General features: G+C 61.8%; 14 protein-coding genes and 1 tRNA gene. 5 read left to right on the top strand and 10 right to left on the bottom strand.

The window, feature by feature from the left end; genetic code table 11:
- Window positions 1-51 precede the first annotated feature (51 nt).
- From ASO19_RS06810 to ASO19_RS06780, 7 genes are all read right to left on the bottom strand, one after another.
- On the bottom strand, window positions 52-912 hold the full coding sequence (locus ASO19_RS06810; protein ID WP_181005223.1) for an aldo/keto reductase: 861 nt from the start codon (window positions 910-912) through the stop codon (window positions 52-54).
- 164 nt (window positions 913-1,076) lie between these two features.
- Window positions 1,077-1,152: transfer RNA gene (locus ASO19_RS06805), tRNA-Phe, on the bottom strand.
- A 131-nt stretch (window positions 1,153-1,283) separates the two neighbouring features.
- A complete protein-coding gene (locus tag ASO19_RS06800) occupies window positions 1,284-1,481 on the bottom strand; it encodes a DNA gyrase inhibitor YacG (RefSeq protein WP_043559082.1) in 198 nt (65 codons plus the stop codon).
- On the bottom strand, window positions 1,478-2,536 hold the full coding sequence (locus tag ASO19_RS06795; protein ID WP_103765658.1) for a ribonuclease E/G: 1,059 nt from the start codon (window positions 2,534-2,536) through the stop codon (window positions 1,478-1,480). Before ASO19_RS06795 ends, ASO19_RS06800 begins: the two co-directional genes overlap by 4 nt.
- Window positions 2,537-2,542: 6 nt before the next feature.
- On the bottom strand, window positions 2,543-3,163 hold the full coding sequence (locus ASO19_RS06790) for a Maf family nucleotide pyrophosphatase (protein WP_081562418.1): 621 nt from the start codon (window positions 3,161-3,163) through the stop codon (window positions 2,543-2,545).
- Window positions 3,164-3,194: 31 nt separating this feature from the next.
- Window positions 3,195-3,413, bottom strand: a complete 219-nt coding sequence (gene infA / locus ASO19_RS06785) for a translation initiation factor IF-1 (protein ID WP_043559458.1) — start codon at window positions 3,411-3,413, stop codon at window positions 3,195-3,197.
- 116 nt (window positions 3,414-3,529) lie between these two features.
- Window positions 3,530-4,189 carry a DNA-3-methyladenine glycosylase family protein gene (locus tag ASO19_RS06780; RefSeq protein WP_103765657.1) on the bottom strand — a complete coding sequence of 220 codons (660 nt, stop codon included), beginning with the start codon at window positions 4,187-4,189 and terminating at the stop codon, window positions 3,530-3,532.
- Between ASO19_RS06780 and ASO19_RS06775 the strand changes: the two genes are divergently transcribed.
- The 5 genes from ASO19_RS06775 to ASO19_RS06755 all read left to right on the top strand — a co-directional run bounded on the left by ASO19_RS06775 (window position 4,188) and on the right by ASO19_RS06755 (window position 10,456).
- Window positions 4,188-5,351: an energy transducer TonB gene (locus ASO19_RS06775; RefSeq protein ID WP_227449735.1), complete on the top strand. Its 1,164-nt coding sequence runs from the start codon at window positions 4,188-4,190 to the stop codon at window positions 5,349-5,351. The two genes, ASO19_RS06780 and ASO19_RS06775, sit on opposite strands and share 2 nt — an antisense overlap.
- Before the next feature lie 119 nt (window positions 5,352-5,470).
- Window positions 5,471-6,490 carry a hypothetical protein gene (locus ASO19_RS06770; RefSeq protein WP_181005222.1) on the top strand — a complete coding sequence of 340 codons (1,020 nt, stop codon included), beginning with the start codon at window positions 5,471-5,473 and terminating at the stop codon, window positions 6,488-6,490.
- Window positions 6,491-6,715: 225 nt separating this feature from the next.
- Window positions 6,716-8,674 carry a DnaJ domain-containing protein gene (locus ASO19_RS06765; protein WP_181005221.1) on the top strand — a complete coding sequence of 653 codons (1,959 nt, stop codon included), beginning with the start codon at window positions 6,716-6,718 and terminating at the stop codon, window positions 8,672-8,674.
- A 160-nt stretch (window positions 8,675-8,834) separates the two neighbouring features.
- Window positions 8,835-9,770 (top strand): ribose-phosphate pyrophosphokinase, encoded by a 936-nt coding sequence (locus ASO19_RS06760; protein ID WP_043559073.1) that lies wholly within the window; start codon window positions 8,835-8,837, stop codon window positions 9,768-9,770.
- Between the two features lie 89 nt (window positions 9,771-9,859).
- Window positions 9,860-10,456, top strand: a complete 597-nt coding sequence (locus ASO19_RS06755) for a histidine phosphatase family protein (protein WP_103765655.1) — start codon at window positions 9,860-9,862, stop codon at window positions 10,454-10,456.
- A gap of 85 nt (window positions 10,457-10,541) precedes the next feature.
- Here the strand turns inward: ASO19_RS06755 and ASO19_RS06750 are convergent, their stop codons facing one another.
- From ASO19_RS06750 to ASO19_RS06740, 3 genes are read right to left on the bottom strand one after another with little or no spacing between them, the layout of a single operon-like run.
- Window positions 10,542-12,101: an efflux transporter outer membrane subunit gene (locus ASO19_RS06750; RefSeq protein ID WP_227431479.1), complete on the bottom strand. Its 1,560-nt coding sequence runs from the start codon at window positions 12,099-12,101 to the stop codon at window positions 10,542-10,544.
- Window position 12,102: 1 nt separating this feature from the next.
- A complete protein-coding gene (locus tag ASO19_RS06745; protein ID WP_103765654.1) occupies window positions 12,103-15,195 on the bottom strand; it encodes an efflux RND transporter permease subunit in 3,093 nt (1,030 codons plus the stop codon).
- A 16-nt stretch (window positions 15,196-15,211) separates the two neighbouring features.
- Window positions 15,212-16,327: an efflux RND transporter periplasmic adaptor subunit gene (locus ASO19_RS06740; RefSeq protein ID WP_043559063.1), complete on the bottom strand. Its 1,116-nt coding sequence runs from the start codon at window positions 16,325-16,327 to the stop codon at window positions 15,212-15,214.
- Window positions 16,328-16,493 lie beyond the last annotated feature (166 nt).

Genomic DNA, 16,493 nt, shown 5'->3' with positions numbered 1-16,493 from the left:
CTTTGTCTGGCGCCCCTCTCTGCCCCGAAGGTGGGAGGGGCGCCGTTTCTGTCAGATGACAGCCAGCGTTTCCTTGCCATCAGGTGGCGGGAAGGCCTCATCAAGGGCTGCCAGATCGTCATGGGAGAGCCGGATTTCCTGAGCGGCGATGTTGAGGGCCTGATGATGGGGCGTGCCGGCTTTGGGAATGGCGATCATGTTCCTGCGACGCAGCACCCATGCCAGGGCAATCTGCGCCGGTGTGGCGCGGCCGAGGCTGGTTTCATGCTGGTGGGCAATGGCCCGCAGGGCAGGGTGATGCAGCAGCTCGCCCCCTTGGCCGATCGGGCAATAGGCCATGCTGGTGATGTGCGCCTGTTCGTCCCGTGGCAGCAGGTCATACTCCGTGCCACGATATTCCAGGCTGTAGAGAATCTGGTTGACGAGAGGATAGGCTCCCAGCTCAGCCAGATCGTTCATGTCGGTCGTATCGAAATTGGAAACCCCCCAGTCCCGGATCTGCCCCCGTTCCTTCAGTGTTTCAAAGGCGTAGAGTGTTTCAGTGAAGGGAGTGGAACCGGGCCAGTGCAGGAGATAAAGGTCCAGATGGTCCGTGTTGAGATGTCTCAGCGAGCGTTCGCAGGCTTCTATCGTTCCTCTGGAGGTGGCATTGCCCGGCAGGACCTTGCTGATGAGAAATGCCTGATCCCTTCGCCCCCGCAGGGCTTCGCCGACCACTTCTTCTGAGCGGCCATGGCCGTACATTTCTGCCGTATCGATGATTCTGAGGCCAGAATCCAGCCCGCTCTGCAGGCTGTGGACTTCGTGGGCCCGCAGGGCTGCATCATCGCCCATACGCCATGTGCCCATGCCGAGCGCTGGAAGCGTGATGCCGTTTCTGAGTGTGACAGTAGGATAGGGAGTCGTGGTCATATGATATCCTTCCCTTGGGCACGGACGAGCGGACTCGCCCCCGTGTGCATAGGGTAAGCCTGTGCCGGACGGAGGAAAAGGCATTTCGCACGGAGGTTCTGCCACGCCATGGGAGAAGAGGCGCTTTGTGGCGGACGTCAGCCAGTTTTTCAGGGAATAAAAAATGGTGCCCAAGGGCGGGATCGAACCACCGACACTGCGATTTTCAGTCGCATGCTCTACCAACTGAGCTACTTGGGCACCGGGCCATGGCAGCAGGGCCACCCGGCTATGGAGAGGGGTTTACCCTATGCAGGGCGGGTTATCAACCCTCTTTGCAGAAGAAAATGCACGGATCAGCGGGCTGATTCAGCGGGTTATGGCCCCCGGGATCAGGGCCTGTGGCGGGAGGTTTCCTCCGCCAGCCGTGCGGCCTCGGCTTCCAGTTCTTCCGGGTCGTTGTCCTGCCGCAGGGACGGCACACGGTAATCCCCCTTGAACCAACGGCCAAGGTCCACATCAGCGCAGTGCTGGGAACAGAACGGGCGGAAGGCGGGCATGGTGGGTTTCTGGCAGATCGGGCAGCTCATGAGAGACTCCAGCAGGATGATGGAGACACGGGATGACTGAGGAGGGTAAGGCGATGGCCTGTGAGATGGAAGAGGTCTTCCAGCGCCCCGGAATCGGCTTCAAGTGCCTGGATGATGGCTGGTGGTGCGTGGAGCCGGTCGCCCTTCAGCCCCTCACTGGCGATGCGCTGGAGGATGGCCAGCCCTTGCCCGTGGGGTGAGGCGTACAGCTCATGCAGCGGGGCCCGATGGCGGGGGCGGGTCATTTCCAGCAGGCCGCCGGGCGTGATGCCGGTGATGCGGGGCTGGAGCGGGTCCTGCTCCCTGTCCGCTGCCTTGCGGAGGAACGGGACAAGGGCGGGCCGTTTGCTGCTGCGGACACCTGCCGGGTCGATCAGGATGGTACCGGAGAGATTGCGTAGCCGGATTTCCCGCAGGAGTGGGCCGAAACAGGCCAGATTGGCGGCAAAGTCCGGGGTCTGATGGGCGTCCAGATCAATGGCGGTGAGGGCATGGGTGGGCGTGATATGGGCTGTCAGCGGTCCGACCTGGGCATCCGGGCTGGTCAGGGCGGCCCAGTCGGCCTCCAGAACCTCATCAAAGCTGCGGCTTACCCGGTGCAGGCGGGCATGAAGATGGGACGGCAATCGGGCCGCCAGGGCGGCACTGTCGGTCAGGATGGGGCAGTCTGATGGGGCCAGCCCCAGAATCTCATCCAGTGGCGTGGGACCGGATGTGAGACGGCGGGGGGCGGTTCCGGCCTCCATGTCCTCCGGCCATGGGAGGGCACGCAGGCGCAGGCCCTTGCCATTCTGTGCCGAACGGGTCACCTGGGCACGGACGAGACTGCCTTCGGGAGGGAGTTTGCGCCCTTTCATGAAGCCCGTACAGGCTGGACTGGCCAGCTCGACGAAAGCCCCGCCCAGGGCTGGCGCATGGGCGGTGATGCGGACGATATGGACATCCCCCCAGCCATCCGGCGCACCGGGCCGCCAGAGGGCAGCATCCAGCAGCGCATCGTCCTTCAGCAGGGCGATGCGGATTTCTCCGGGCGCACTGGCAAGACGGATTTCCATGCCGTGTCAGCGCAGCCAGTGCTGTCCGGCGGGCAGGGGCTGACCCCGGAGCAGCTGGGCGGTCTCGAACAGGGGCAGGCCGATCACGCCGGAGGGGCTTCCCCCGACCTGTCGGATGAAGGCGGCCGCCTGCCCCTGAAGGCCATAGCCACCAGCCTTGCCGTGCCAGTCTCCCCCTTCGATGAGGGCGTCAATCTGCCGGGGTGTCAGGCGATTGAAGATGACATGGCTTTCCACCACACGTTCGCAGTAGCGGCCTCCGGCCCAGTCTGCTGTCGGCTGGCAGACCACGGCGGTGAAAACCTTGTGGCGGCGGCCGGAGAGAAGGGTGAGGCAGCGGCGGGCTGTCTCGGCATCTTCTGCTTTGGGCAGGATGCGCCGCCCGGCCGCCACGACCGTGTCAGCCCCGATGATGAGGGCGGGGCCATCATGGCGGGCGGCGACATGGGCCGCCTTGGCCCGGGCCAGCCGCAGCGCATGGGGACGGGGAAGTTCGTCCTTCTGCGGGGTTTCATCCAGGTCTGCCGGGCAGACAGCATCCGGCTCCACCCCGATCTGGCGGAGCAGGGCGATGCGGCGGGGCGAGGCAGAGGCCAGGATGAGGGCGGGCCGGGAGGAATCAGCCATGAGGGAAGAGATGGTCCTGTCTTCCGCTGTCTTACTTGAAGCGGAAGGTGATGCGACCCTTGCTGAGGTCGTAAGGGGTCATCTCGACATTGACCCGGTCACCGGCCAGCACGCGGATGCGATTCTTGCGCATCTTGCCGCTCGTATGGGCGAGAATGGTGTGCTCATTGTCCAGCGTGACGCGGAACATGGCATTGGGCAGAAGCTCAGTCACCGTGCCGGTAAATTCGATCAGGTCTTCTTTAGGCATGAATATCCCTTGCAGGAAGTGGGTAGAAACTGTGTGGGCCACGGGCCAGCTCTGGAGAGGCCTGGCCTGCAGCCCCGTCATGACGGCGCATTATGTGCGGGCACGGAGGTGGGACGTCAAGGTTTTTTGCTGGGTGGAGCGGGATCAGGCAGGCGGGCTTTGGCCTGCCAGCAGTACCATGCCAGTGTGGAGCGATGGGGACTGAAGCCCATCGTGGCGTCCCGCAGCTGGCGGGGTGTGGGGCGGACAGGCAGTTTTTTCAGCCTCTTCCATCCTTCCTGAACGCCAAGATCGCCCGCTGGCAGGACATCCGGCCTGTTGAGATGGAAGATGAGCAGCATTTCGACTGTCCATTGTCCCACGCCACGCAGGGCTGTCAGCTGTTTTATCAGTGTGGCGTCATCCAGCTGGCGGGCTTCAGCGAGGCTGGGTACCAGCCCGTCCAGCCGTCCCCGGGCGATGGCCCGCAGGCTGGCGGCCTTGGTGGCGGAAAGGCCGCAGCGGCGCAGGGTGGCATCATCAAGGGCCAGAAGTTCCTGTGGTGCAGGGGGAGGCCCGTTTTCGTCATGGTCGGCCCCAAGGGCGCAGAGACGCCTGAAGATGGTTCTGGCCGCAGCATTGTGGAGCTGCTGGCCCGTCACAGCCTTGATGAGTGAGGCATAGGGATCGATTGTCTGCGGGTCTGGCGCAGCCTGTTCGTGCAGGCGGCAGGGGCCGACGGTGGCGATGAAGGCTGCCAGATCGGCATCCCGGGCAAGGCAGGCAGGTGGATGCATGGAACGGACTTTCTTCATGGGGCTGATGGTGGTGGAAGGGGGTTACACAAAAGTAGCGGTGGGGCACTTTTCCGGTGATGACAATATGGCCCTTTTTGAGGCACAAGGGAGGGGTCATGATCCTTATCAGTCTGCGCCCCTCTTTTTGCCAGCGGGTTTTCCGCCCGTGACGATGCAGGACGCCCCTTTGCAGAGGCGCCGGGAGCGGCTGGGAGATCATGCCGAACCCGTGGCCGGGTTGCGGACTGAAGCGCGCACCCCCATGCGGCGGACGCAGGTTCTGGTCGATCCACCACTGTTCGGGCCGCTGTTTCTGGCGGCCAGTGTCCATGGCATTGCCCTCTGGCTGATGATGCAGACCAGCGCTGCCGTGCATGGTACGCCAAATGGTGCACAGCAGCCGCAGGTGGAGATGGTGTTTGATGCCCCTCCGGCAAAGCACAGCATGAAGGGGGAGCCGACACATGAGGTTGGTGGTGCGGCCAGCGCTCCGGCGCCGACCACGCCGGAGGAGGCAACCCCAGCCCCGATGGAGCCGACGCCTCACACGCCGTCTTCCCCGCCGACGGCCCCCTCACCTACCGGGGAGCTGACCCGTGCGGAGATGTCGGAAAAGCCGCTCTCCAGGGCTGCTCCCCGTCGCCCCCGCCGGAGCCGGGCAACCCCGACGCATCAGCGTATGACCCGGCAGAGCGAGACGAACCCTTTCGCTCACCCGATGGATCTGTCCTTTGATGGTGAGCCAGCCTTGCACCCTCACAAGCGGGGGCGCCATGGGGGGACACGGGGGCCGGTTGATTTCTCTCTCGGGCCGCTCAGCCTGAATGGGCAGATCAATGCGCCGTACAAGACGAGCAGCAGTGTCCGGGGTGTCAGCTCCGATTATGGGAGCGAGATTGACCGCTGGGTGCGGAACCACATGTTCTATCCCGATGAGGCTGTGCAGAACGGGGAGGAGGGGCCATCCTCCGTCCATGTAGTGATTGACAGGAGCGGGAAGGTCATCCGTGTGCGGCTGACGGATTCATCAAACTCTTATGCGCTGGATGCCGCCACGACAGGCATGTTCCAGGGGGCGCAGCTCCCTCCCGTTCCGCCGGACATGCAGGGTGACCATTTTGATCTGGATGTGACGATCCATTACATGCTGATCCGCCATTAGGGGCTCTGGCCAGCGCTCCCCCTGTGGTCAGGAGAGGGAAAGGGCGTTAAGTTGCGGGGCCTGCCGGTCGGGTCCGGTCGGCTCTTGTCCAGAAATATTGCAGGGAAAGTGGGCTGTTCATGCGCTTCTGTCGTAAGCTGCTGCTCTCAGGGCTGTGTGTGCCTCTCCTCGGACTGGGGGGGTGCCTGCAGGTGTACAAGCCATTTGCCCATAATCCGGGCAATCAGGCCCAGCATCTTGTCAGGGACAACATTCCGCCTGCCCGGCTGGCCGTGCCTGTTCCCGTGCCAGAGAAAGCGCCATGGCGGGCGCCTACGGCCATGTGGGCACGGGATGTCGTGATCGCCCTGGTGGGGCAATCCATTCCTGCCGTGGCGAAGGTGCCGGAGCCGGGGGACTGGTGGGTCAGGCTGGGGGCTGTCCGGGCGGAGAATGGGGGTATCCGCCCCCGCTATGCGATTGTCGGGCCGGATGGCAAGGTGAAGGCCCGTGGCTTTGGTGCCGTGATTGATGAGGAAGGCTGGCGCAGCGCCGACCCGGCGGCCCTGAACACGGTGGCCCTCCAGATGGCCCCGGAAATCGCCCGTGAGCTGACAGAGATACAGACCCGCATGATGATGGATGACCCGCAGAGTCTCATGCACCGTTCGGCCCGCATCTGTTTCGAGGGGGTACAGGGCGCCCCGGGTGATGGCAACAAGTCTCTGGCCGAGGCGTTCTACATGATGCTGCCGGACAGCCACAACAGTGTGCAGACCACACGCACTGGGGCGGATTACATCGTGAAAACCGTGGTCAGCATCAAGCCTTCACCGGATGCTCCTCCGCCGGGAGAGGGGCCGAAACAGCAGGTTACCATCGTCTGGCACGTGACAACCCCACAGGGCGTGGAGGCCGGGGCGGCCACTCAGGTTCATGATGTTCCCGCACATTCTCTGGATGGCCCATGGGCTGATGTGGCCGGCGCTGCGGCGCAGGAGGCTGCCGAAGCGGTGAAGACCATCGTTACCAACTATTCAGGCCGGTCTCGCAAGGCGGCGACGGCTCCGTCCGATATTGGCGGGGATGCGTCCCGTGAGAAGGATGGCATGAAAAAATTCGTTGCAGGGCCGGAGCCGGAGGGCAGTGCCTCCAGATGATGGCAGCCCAGCCTTTCTGGGAACAGACGGAACGGGGACATTTCCTGCTACAGGGAGTGTCCCCGTTTCTCTGAAATCCCGCACAGGATAGACGTCTCCTCGAATGGACAGGGTGTATCAACCAACTTATACAGGTTGCAGATTGATATTTGCTGGCCTGTCATGCGTTCCATTTTTCTGAAATGTCTACTGGTTTCATGGGCCGTTGTGCATTGTCAGCCTGTATTGGCCGACGTTTATCATCCCGACTTTGACTGTAGCCGGATGGACAGGAACGAACCGGGGCAGGTTCTTCTCTGTTCGGATTCTGATTCAGCCAGAAGTGAACTGGTTCTGGATCAGGCCTATTATGCCCTGCGCCATCAGAGTGCGGCCTACAGTCTTCCCCAGCTGAAGGCGGAGCTGATCCATGATCTTGCACCGTTGCAGGCGTGTTTTTCACCGGCGGGTGTGCAGGGGGAGAGCCAGGCCCAATGCTACCAGCGGGTTGTGGCGCAGGTTGCGGACAGATACCGCTCCCGCCTGACAGGTCGTGCGCATGAGGAAGCGACCCGTCCGATTGATGCCCATATTGCCCTGCAAAGAAAACTGCAGGTGCTCGGCTTTCTGCCGGCTGCCGTCGTGCCGGATGGCGTATATGGCGAGGCGACCCGGCGGGCCATCCTGCGCTGGCAGGAGCAGGCCGGGCAGCCCAGCCGGGACGGATTTCTGGGAGATGATGATGCCAGGGTGCTGATGCCGGACCTGGCTGTTGCTCCGGCCCCATCTGAGGCTTCTCCGTCCCCACCTGAACGTGCTGCACCCCGTCAGGCAGAGGCAGGCACAGTCGGCGGGGATGGACCGGTTGCGTCCATCCTGCGGCAGAGTGGAACAGCCGGTGCGGCCGGGCCTCAGCCATCCCCGCCGTCTCCAGACAGTACGGCTCCCCAGCAGGAGGCTGCATCTCCCCAGACAGAGGATCATGAAACGGCAGGGGGACTTTTTTCCCTGCTGTCCGTGCCGTTCTGGTTGCTGGGGGCTGTCATTCATATGTGCGGGGCCGTTCTGGCGGGCGTCTGGCACGTGCTGATCTTCATCCTTCTTTTGCCCGTAAGGCTCGTCCGGTTGATCTGGAGCTTCATCACCTGGCTGTTCAGCTGGAAGGGGCTGCTTCTTTTGATTGTCGGTCTGATTGTGAATGGCCTCCGCTCTGCAGAAAAGAAGGATGATTCCGCCCAGTCGTCAGAGTTTCCGTCCAGGGAGGAAGAGGCGGCGCAGGAGCAGCAGGAGCGGGAACAGGCCTATCGCCGGGCCAGACAGTCCGGCTCCGCCCCACCGGAGGATGAGCCCTGGCATATCGTGCTGGAGGTTTCTGCAACGGCCTCTGCCGAGGAGATCACGGCCTCATACAGGCGGTTGATGAAGCAGCATCACCCGGACCGCTTTGCGCAGGAGGGAGGTGCTGCCTACGAGGCAGCCGTGGTAAAAAGCAAGAAGATCACCGAAGCCTACCGCTATGCCAAAACACTGAAACAGTTCTCGGAAAAGACAGGCCGGACGTCCCGGCAGAAACCGGAACCTGAGACGGATCCGCCACCTTCCGGCTTCGCCTCCAGCAGGGAGCAGGAAGCGTATCAGGCGGTCGGGATGATGTGGGCTGGCTGGATCAGTGAGCTGGCTCTTGCTGATGGTCAGCTTCTGCTGGACCATCTCGTGGCCCGGCGCCTGCGGGAGGCGTTCCGGTTTCTGTCTGCGCTGGTGCAGCCGATGGGTGGCGAGACCGCCCGGAACGTGCTGGAGGAGTTGGAGGCTGGCCGTTCATGGCAGGATTTCCGGCGTTGTTCGGTGCATGTGCACGGTCTGCTGCTTCAGGTGAACAGGGCAGAGACGGCCAGAAAGCGGCGGCGGCAGGAACAGCAGAGAGCCTGGGAGAGGGAAGAGGCAGAGCGGCGGCGTGAACAAGCCCGGCGGGACTGGCAGCGGGCCAGAAATGCGCCCCCCGCGGACAGGGCCTGGCATGTTGTGCTGGAGGTCTCCGAGGGGGCTTCCAATGAGGAGATCACCAGTGCCTACAGGCGGCTTGTCAAGCAGCACCATCCAGACCGTTTTGCCCATGTTGGTGGGGACGTCTATCAGGAGGCTGTCCGCCGGACGGCGGAAATCACACAGGCCTATCGTTATGTGCGGCAGTACCGGCGGTTCTGACCTGTGGGCGTGGACGGGAGAGCATACGGCATTTCATGGTAAACAGGTGGTAAATTAATCGTTCCGAAATAGGTCTGCTGGAAAATCATGACATTGATCGGGCGGGCTGATAGAAGGAGCTGAACCGCATCTTACCGTCCTTCTATGAAAAGTACCCGTCATGAAGATCGTTGCCTGCAACAGTAACCTGCCTCTGGCCCAGGCTGTGGCTGATGAGCTTGAAATCCCTTTGTGCAAGACATCCATTCGCCGCTTTGCGGATGGTGAGGTGTTTGTCGAGATTCAGGAAAACGTGCGTGGGGAGGACATGTTTGTCCTTCAGAGCACCTGCATGCCAACCAATGATCATCTGATGGAACTTCTTGTCGTGCTGGATGCCCTGCGGCGCGGCTCTGCACGCCGTGTCACGGCGGTGATGCCTTATTTTGGCTATGCCCGGCAGGACCGCAAGTCCGGTCCCCGCACGCCCATCAGTGCCAAGCTTGTCGCCAATCTGCTGACAGAAGCGGGTGCCAACCGCATCCTGACGATGGACCTGCATGCCATGCAGATTCAGGGTTTTTTCGATATTCCCACGGACAACCTCTACGCAGCACCGCTCTTTGTGCGGGACCTGATTTCCCGTCACCCGGACCCGGGAAAACTGATGATCGTTTCGCCGGATGTGGGTGGGGTGGTGCGGGCCCGTCAGCTGGCCCGCAGGCTGAATGTGGACCTGGCCATCATCGACAAGCGTCGTGAGCGCGCTGGTGTGTCTGAAGTGATGAATGTGATTGGCGATGTGTCCGGCCGTTTCTGCGTACTGGTGGATGACATCATTGATAGCGGCGGGTCTCTCTGCAATGCTGCTGAAGCCCTGATGAAGCACGGTGCTGCCGGGGTGGAGGCCTATGTGACGCATGGTGTGCTGACAGGCAATGCCTGCAAGCGGGTGCAGAGCAGCCCGCTTTCCATGCTGACCCTGACAGACAGCATCCCTGCGACGGATGAGCTGAAGGCAACGTCCAACATCCGGCAGATTCCTACGGCCAATCTGCTGGGCCGTGCCATCCGGGCCGTGGCGGATGAAAGCTCGGTCTCCACTCTTTTTGACTGAGATCTTTTTGATTGAGAGGTGCTTTGCGTGGCCAGGGGCATGAGACAGGTCCCGCCACGCTCTGACGGGATTTTGGGGAGGGTCAGGAAATGACACAGCTTCGGGCAGAACCGTACTGGTTTCTCCGTCATGGTGAAACGGACTGGAATGCACGCCATCTCTCCCAGGGGCGGACGGATATTCCCCTGAATGAGACCGGCCTGACACAGGCCTGCCTGGCAGGCCGCCAGCTGGCAGACCTGTTCGAGGCGGGGATGCGGCCCTTCACGCATATCGTAAGCTCTCCGCTCAAGCGGGCTTTCGTCACAGCCGAGCATGTGCGGGATGCGATCCGGGATCGGACGGGCCTTGATCTGCCGCTGATAAAGGATGCAGACCTTCAGGAGGTCAGCTTTGGTGTGCAGGAAGGCCAGCCGATGGGAGACTGGTACAATACATGGATCAACGGCACGTTTGTCCCGGAAAAGGGTGAGGATTTCCTCACGCTGAAGACCCGTGGTGTCCAGGCGCTCAACAGGGCGCAGGAGGCTGGAGAGGGAGCCCCCCTGATCGTGGCGCATGGGGCATTGTTCCGTGGGCTGCGGGCAGCCATGGGGCTGGAGATCAATGTACGTCTGCCCAATGCCGTGCCACTGAAGGCCACGCCGGAGGAAGAAGGCTGGGTGCTGAAACTGCTTTCGGCCTGAGATTTTCCCCGCTGAAGAAAAGGCCGCTTCCGTCTCTGTCAGGAAGCGGCCTTTTTCATGTCTGGATGGTTTGGCGGCCGTCAGCTTACCACGGCACAAGCGTGGTGGAGAGGCGTTTGGCATCCTTCGGGCTGACACCGAGGTCATTGCGGTTCCACCATCCCCCGCCGAGAGCCTGGAACAGGCCGACCGTATCGGAAAGGCGGGTGACCTTGTCCTGTGCGACGGAAATCTGGTCCTGCGCCACGGCCATGCGGGCCTGTGCCACGTCAATCTGGCTGTTGTCCCCCAGCCTGTGCTGGGCTTCTGCAATGTGCAGGGCCTGTGTGGCGGCGTCCAACCCATTCTGGTCGGCCAGAAGTGTGCTGCCATCCAGCTCTACGGCATGGAGGCTGTCTGCCACATCGCTGACGGCAGACATGATGGCAGCCTTGTAATATTCCTTGGCCTGTTCGTAATTGGCTTTGGCCTCCCGCTGGGCATGAAGCAGTGACCCTCCCTGGAAAATGGGTTGGGTGACCGTGGCAGCCAGCATCCAGTTGCCCATCCCGGGCTTGAACATCTTGCTCATGCTGTCCACAGCCTCGCCCGGCAGGGCACTCAGCTGCACATTGGGGAGGCGGTTGGCAATGGCAATGCCGAGCTGCGCCCCGGCAGAGCGGATCTGCGCCTGTGCAGAGGCGATGTCAGGCCGTTGCAGGAGGAGCTGGGCCGGCAGGCTGACGGGCAGCTGATGCGGCAGGGTGAAGTCTTTCAGCTCGAAGATGGGCAGGTCCGCATTGGGGCTGAGGCCCACCAGAGTGGCCAGCTGGTCCCGGGTCTGGGCAAGCTGTGTCCGGAGAGGAGGTAGATCCGCCTGAAGTTGCGCCAGCGAATCCCGCAGCAGGAGCTGGCTCTGGCGGGACTGGTCCCCCAGGCCGACCTGATTCTGATTGATGCGGACCATGGCTGTCTGCTGGGCGATCAGAACTTCCTTGGCACGGATCTGCTCACGGAGACCCGCCTCGGTGATGGCCGTGTTGACGATGTTGGAGATCATCGTCAGCGTCGTGGCCTCCAGCTGGAAGCGCTGGATATCCGCCTGGGCTTTGGCGTTGCGAATGGCAAGGCGGGAGCCACCCCAGAGATCGGGCACATAGCCGATGTTCAGCTGGGCCGTGTGCAGGTTATAGAGCCATTCATTATTGTTCGGCACGGGCGAGAGTGCCTTGGAGGTCTTGTTGCGTGTCGGAATGAACTGGGCAGAAATGCTCGGATAGAGTGACGCACCCTCAACACGGCGCTGCTCCCATGCCGCCCGCAGGCCAGCCTGCATGGCTTTCAATGTCTGGTTGTTGGTCAGGGCCAGCTCCACCATCTGGTTCAGACGGGGATTCTGGAAGGCCTCCCACCATCTGCCGGGAACATCTGCCCCGGAGATGAACTGCTGGCGGTGGAGGAGGCTGTCGCTGCTTCTGTCCCGTCCAGCTTCAGACTGGGTGATGTTCTTCTGGCTGTATCCTGTCCTCTCTGGCAGGGGGGGAATGTCCTTGGAGGAAGGGCCGACAATGCAGCCCCCCAACCCGGCAGCCATGCCGCCAAGAAGAACACTGGCCAGCAATCGGGAGGAACGGCCCCTCATGCAGGGGGTGGAATGCTGTTTCATGTCAGGCCTCCTGCTCTTTCTGGCTAGTCCTGCGGCTGACCCATTCTTCCAGACGGCAGAAGCAGACTGGCAGGATGAAGAGGGTCAGCAGGGTGGCAATGCCCAGCCCACCGACAACGACCGTTGCCAGGCCACGCTGCACATCGGTTCCCACACCTGTGGCCAGAGCGGCGGGCAGCATCCCGACACTGGCCACGGTTGCTGTCATCAGCACGGGGCGGAAGCGTTCGGTTGCTCCCAGCCGGGTGGCCTCCCGTATGTTGCCACCAGCACCAAGATGACGGTTGATGTTGGATACCATGATGATCCCGTTCTGGATGGCCACACCAAACAGGGCGATGAAGCCGACCGCCGTGGCAATGTTCAGTGTTTCGGCCCGTAGATGCAGGGCGATCAGCCCGCCCAGGGCGGCAAGTGGCACAATGCCGATGATGAGCAGCGCATGGCGGAACTTCTGGAACTCCGCATAGAGCAGCCCCAGCATGACGGCGAACATGACGCCCAGGGCTGCCACGAGGCGGACCTGGGCGTGCTGGGCCTCCTGGAAGGTTCCGGCCCATTCCAGACGGAACTTCTGGTGGTCGTAATGGACGTTCTGGTCGATGAGCTTCTGGGCATCGTCAAGGTAGAGGGACATGGGCCGGTTGCCATTATCCACCTGAAGGGTGATCTGCCGTTCGCCCATCTCATGGGCGATGCTGCTTTCACCCATCTGGAGACGGATATGGGCAATTTCAGCCAGAGGGATGGCACTGCCATCACCCGTAATCATGGGAATCTGGCCCAGCAGCTGGAGGTTGGAACGCTGCGTGTTGTCGATGCGCAGGGTCGCATTGTAGAAGCGGTCGCCCTCAATCACGCTGGTCAGCGGGGCATCGCCGATGGCGCTGTTGATGACATCCGTTACATCATTGATGCTGATGCCATAACGGGCGGCTTTCAGCCGGTCTGGTGTGATTGCAATCTGTGGAATCTTGGGTTCCTGGAAGATGTCGGCCTGCACGGTGCCGGGTACCTGCCAGAGCTGCTGGACGACCTGCTTGCCAAGGGTACGCAGGCCCGAGAGGTCGTCCCCATAGATGCGCATGACCAGCGGGCTGTGCGCTCCGCCAAGCTGATCGCTGAGATTGTCCTCGATCGGCTGGCTGATGGAGAAGGAAATGCCAGCGATCTTGTTCAGGCGGGCCCGGAGTTTCGTGATGAACTCGGCTTTGGTCTCGCCGTGGGCCCACTGGTTGTAGGGCGTCAGGCCAACGGGCATTTCGATGTGGGAGGGCGTCCATGGGTCCGTACCATCATCCGAGCGACCAAGCTGCGTTATGGCATAGGATGTCTCCGGGAACTCCCGTACCGCACGACGGATTTCCGAAGCCTTTTCCTGCCCTTTTTCCAGTGAGATGCCCGTTGGCATCTGTACCTGGAGCCACAGCGCCCCTTCATCAAGGTCAGGCAGGAACTCCCGGCCCGTCGTGACCCCAAGGGCAATGACGGTCACCAGTGCCAGTCCGGCACTGACGAAGGGGATGACAGGGTGGTCAATCAGATGGCGGAGCAGGGCGTCATAATATTTGTGCAGCCAGTCCAGTGGCCTGTTGTGCCAGATGGGCCGTGGCTTGCGCAGGGCCAGGAAGGACATGGTGGGTGTCAGGGCCAGGGCGCAGAGCAGCGCTCCCAGCAGGGCGAAGCTGACTGTCCAGGCCATGGGGCGGAAGATTTTGGCCTCGCTGCCTTCAAAGGCGAAGAGGGGACTGTAGGCCACCACGATGATGATGGTGGAGGCGAAGATGGCCCGGCCCGCACGGCGGGTGATGGCAAGAATGTCCGGCTGGTTCAGCGGGAGGTTGGGGTGCTCCTCCCTGTGGCGGAGGATGACCTCGGTGATGACGATGGCTCCATCGACGATCACGCCAAAATCCACGGCTCCGAGGGAGAAAAGGTTGGCCGCCATGCCGCAGGCCCGCATGAGGATGAAGGCGAATGACAGCGCAAAGGGAATGGTCACTGCCGTGATGGCGGCACTGCGGGGCGAGCCCAGGAAGAAGGTCAGGATGACCAGCACGAGGCCGATCCCCTCAAGAATCGTTTCGCTGACCTTGTCCGTTGTGGATTTTACGAGGTTGTCACGGTCCAGATACGGAACAATGCGGATATGTTTGGGTTTGAGCTGTGTCTGGAGCTTGGCGACGGCAGCGTGCAGGTCATCCAGCACCTGCGAGGGATTGGCGCCCCGCAGCATGGTCACGACCCCTTCGATCGTATCCGGATTGCCGTTTTTCCCAAGCATCCCTTCCCGGACCTGATGGCCGAATTCGATCCGCCCCAGCTCGGAGAGGAAAATGGGAACACCATCATGATGGCCGATGACGGTGTTGCGCATGTCCTCCAGAGAGTGGATCTGCCCCACGCCACGGATAATGTAGGACTGCTCACCACGGGTGACGCGGCCACCACCAGCATTGGCATTGCTGTTGCGGATGGCGTTCATCACATCGCTGATGCTGATGCCAAAGCGGATGAGGGCGTTGGGGTCGAGGATCAGCTGATATTCCCGGGTGAAACCGCCGAAATTGTCGATGTTCACCACGCCGGGCACCCGCTGGAGGGCGGGAATGATCTCCCACCGCTGCACGTCGGAGATGGTCATGAGGTCCTGATCGTCGGACTCGACCGTATAGCGGTAGATTTCTCCGCTGGCCCCGCTGATGGGGCCAAGGGAGGGCTGGGCACCGCCTGTCAGCTGGAGGCCGTCAAGCTGGCTCTGCACCAGCTGGCGGGCACGGTAGATGTCCTCTCCATCCTTGAAGATGAGCGTGATGAGCGAGAGGCCGAATGTCGTGCTGGAGCGGCTCTCCACAACACCGGGGACGGCTGCCAGTTCACGCTCGACAGGCGTGGTGACCTGATGTTCCATCTCCTCGGCAGCAAGACCGTTGACCTGCGTGGTGACCAGAACACTGGCCGGGCCGAGGTCCGGGTAGGCTTCCACGGGCAGCTGTTTCCACGCCAGCATTCCGGTGACGAACAGAGCTGCGGTAAGAAAAGCGACGGCCTTGCGGTGACCAAAGCACCATGTGATGAATTTCTCGATGAACATGACTGCTCAGCGGTCCTCAGTAATCATTGAGCAGGATGGCCCCATGCGTGATGATACGCTCACCAGCTTTCAGGCCGGAGAGAATGCGTACGGACTCTCCTTCCTCGTAGCTGATGGTGATGAAGCGGCGGCGGTAGGTGTTGGGGGCTGTCTCCACAAAGACGGAAACCTGGTCATTGTCCATCAGCAGGGCTGTTTTGGGCAGGAGGGGCTGGGCCTGCTGGGTGATGTTCAGCGTGGCGGTGGTGAACTGTCCGGGGCGCAGCGCCCCCTGGGTGTTGTTGCAGCGCAGATAGAGATTCAGGCGGCGGGTATCAGTATGGACGGTGCCGTCCAGCGAGGTGACGGGTCCATGGCATGTCTGGCCGGGGAAGGAGGCTTCCAGCGTCATGCTTGCACCGAGCATGGGCAGGAGGGATTCCGGCAGGCTGGCCTGGATCCAGACAGTGTCCAGATTGGCGACGTTCATCAGGGTTGCTGTCATGTCTGTCACATTCTGGCCGATGCCGGTGGATATGGCGGTGACGATGCCGGAGACAGGCGCTACCAGTGGTTGGTAGCCGGCATTGCCGTCTGTGCCGAGAGCCTGAAGGCGCAGATGGGCACGGGTGGCTTCGGCCTGGGCCTGTTCCAGATCATTTCTGGCAGACTGCATGTCTTTTACGGCATTGCCTCCCGCATTCAGCACGCCAACAGCACGGCGATAGGCCAGCCGGGTAAGGGTGAGGGTTGCCTGTGCTTTGCGGTCATCTGACCATGCCTGTGCCAGGTCACCGGAATACAGGATGGCAAGAACATCGCCTTTCTGTACATGCTGGCCTGTCTGCACATACAGGTTGGCCACCCGCCCGACGACCGGGGAATGGATGTCCACGCTCTGGCCGGGGGAGGCGATGATCTGTGCTGGAAGCTCTACCTGATGGGGGGAGAGGGTTTCCGCGACGGGCTCGACAGTCAGCTGGCCATCCAGCGGCCCTCCGGGCCTGATGCGCAGCAGGTCGCCGTTGTGAGTAACAGCGGGCGGTGGGGCAGTCTCTATGACCCGGTGGGGGACGAGAGACCACACACCCCAGAGAAGCAGAAGAACGATCAGGACGATGCCAGTAATAATCATGTTACGTGAGACACGCATTATTGGGATGTTCTCCGTTCTTCTGACTGCCAGGGCAAAATTCGTTCCCTTCTGACACATGCGCAGTGATTTGTCACGGTATTGTATCTGTACCGTAATATTCGAACTTTATGGATGAAGGCTGTCGTGATGAGTAATTGCTGTCCAGTATTGCGACTATATGAAA

This window comes from Parasaccharibacter apium (assembly GCF_002917995.1).
GTDB lineage: Bacteria > Pseudomonadota > Alphaproteobacteria > Acetobacterales > Acetobacteraceae > Bombella > Bombella apis.
The sequence above is the reverse complement of the archived record's forward strand: the minus strand, read 5'-3'. Positions and strand labels throughout refer to the sequence as shown.

Bases quoted from the DNA above. Each gene is read 5' to 3' on its own strand.
- ASO19_RS06810 (WP_181005223.1), bottom strand. From the start codon at position 912: ATGACCACGACTCCCTATCCTACTGTCACACTCAGAAACGGCATCACG.
- ASO19_RS06800 (WP_043559082.1), bottom strand. From the start codon at position 1,481: ATGAGCTGCCCGATCTGCCAGAAACCCACCATGCCCGCCTTCCGCCCG.
- ASO19_RS06795 (WP_103765658.1), bottom strand. From the start codon at position 2,536: ATGGAAATCCGTCTTGCCAGTGCGCCCGGAGAAATCCGCATCGCCCTG.
- ASO19_RS06790 (WP_081562418.1), bottom strand. From the start codon at position 3,163: ATGGCTGATTCCTCCCGGCCCGCCCTCATCCTGGCCTCTGCCTCGCCC.
- infA (WP_043559458.1), bottom strand. From the start codon at position 3,413: ATGCCTAAAGAAGACCTGATCGAATTTACCGGCACGGTGACTGAGCTT.
- ASO19_RS06775 (WP_227449735.1), top strand. From the start codon at position 4,188: ATGGAACGGACTTTCTTCATGGGGCTGATGGTGGTGGAAGGGGGTTAC.
- ASO19_RS06780 (WP_103765657.1), bottom strand. From the start codon at position 4,189: ATGCATCCACCTGCCTGCCTTGCCCGGGATGCCGATCTGGCAGCCTTC.
- ASO19_RS06770 (WP_181005222.1), top strand. From the start codon at position 5,471: ATGCGCTTCTGTCGTAAGCTGCTGCTCTCAGGGCTGTGTGTGCCTCTC.
- ASO19_RS06760 (WP_043559073.1), top strand. From the start codon at position 8,835: ATGAAGATCGTTGCCTGCAACAGTAACCTGCCTCTGGCCCAGGCTGTG.
- ASO19_RS06755 (WP_103765655.1), top strand. From the start codon at position 9,860: ATGACACAGCTTCGGGCAGAACCGTACTGGTTTCTCCGTCATGGTGAA.
- ASO19_RS06750 (WP_227431479.1), bottom strand. From the start codon at position 12,101: ATGAAACAGCATTCCACCCCCTGCATGAGGGGCCGTTCCTCCCGATTG.
- ASO19_RS06745 (WP_103765654.1), bottom strand. From the start codon at position 15,195: ATGTTCATCGAGAAATTCATCACATGGTGCTTTGGTCACCGCAAGGCC.
- ASO19_RS06740 (WP_043559063.1), bottom strand. From the start codon at position 16,327: ATGCGTGTCTCACGTAACATGATTATTACTGGCATCGTCCTGATCGTT.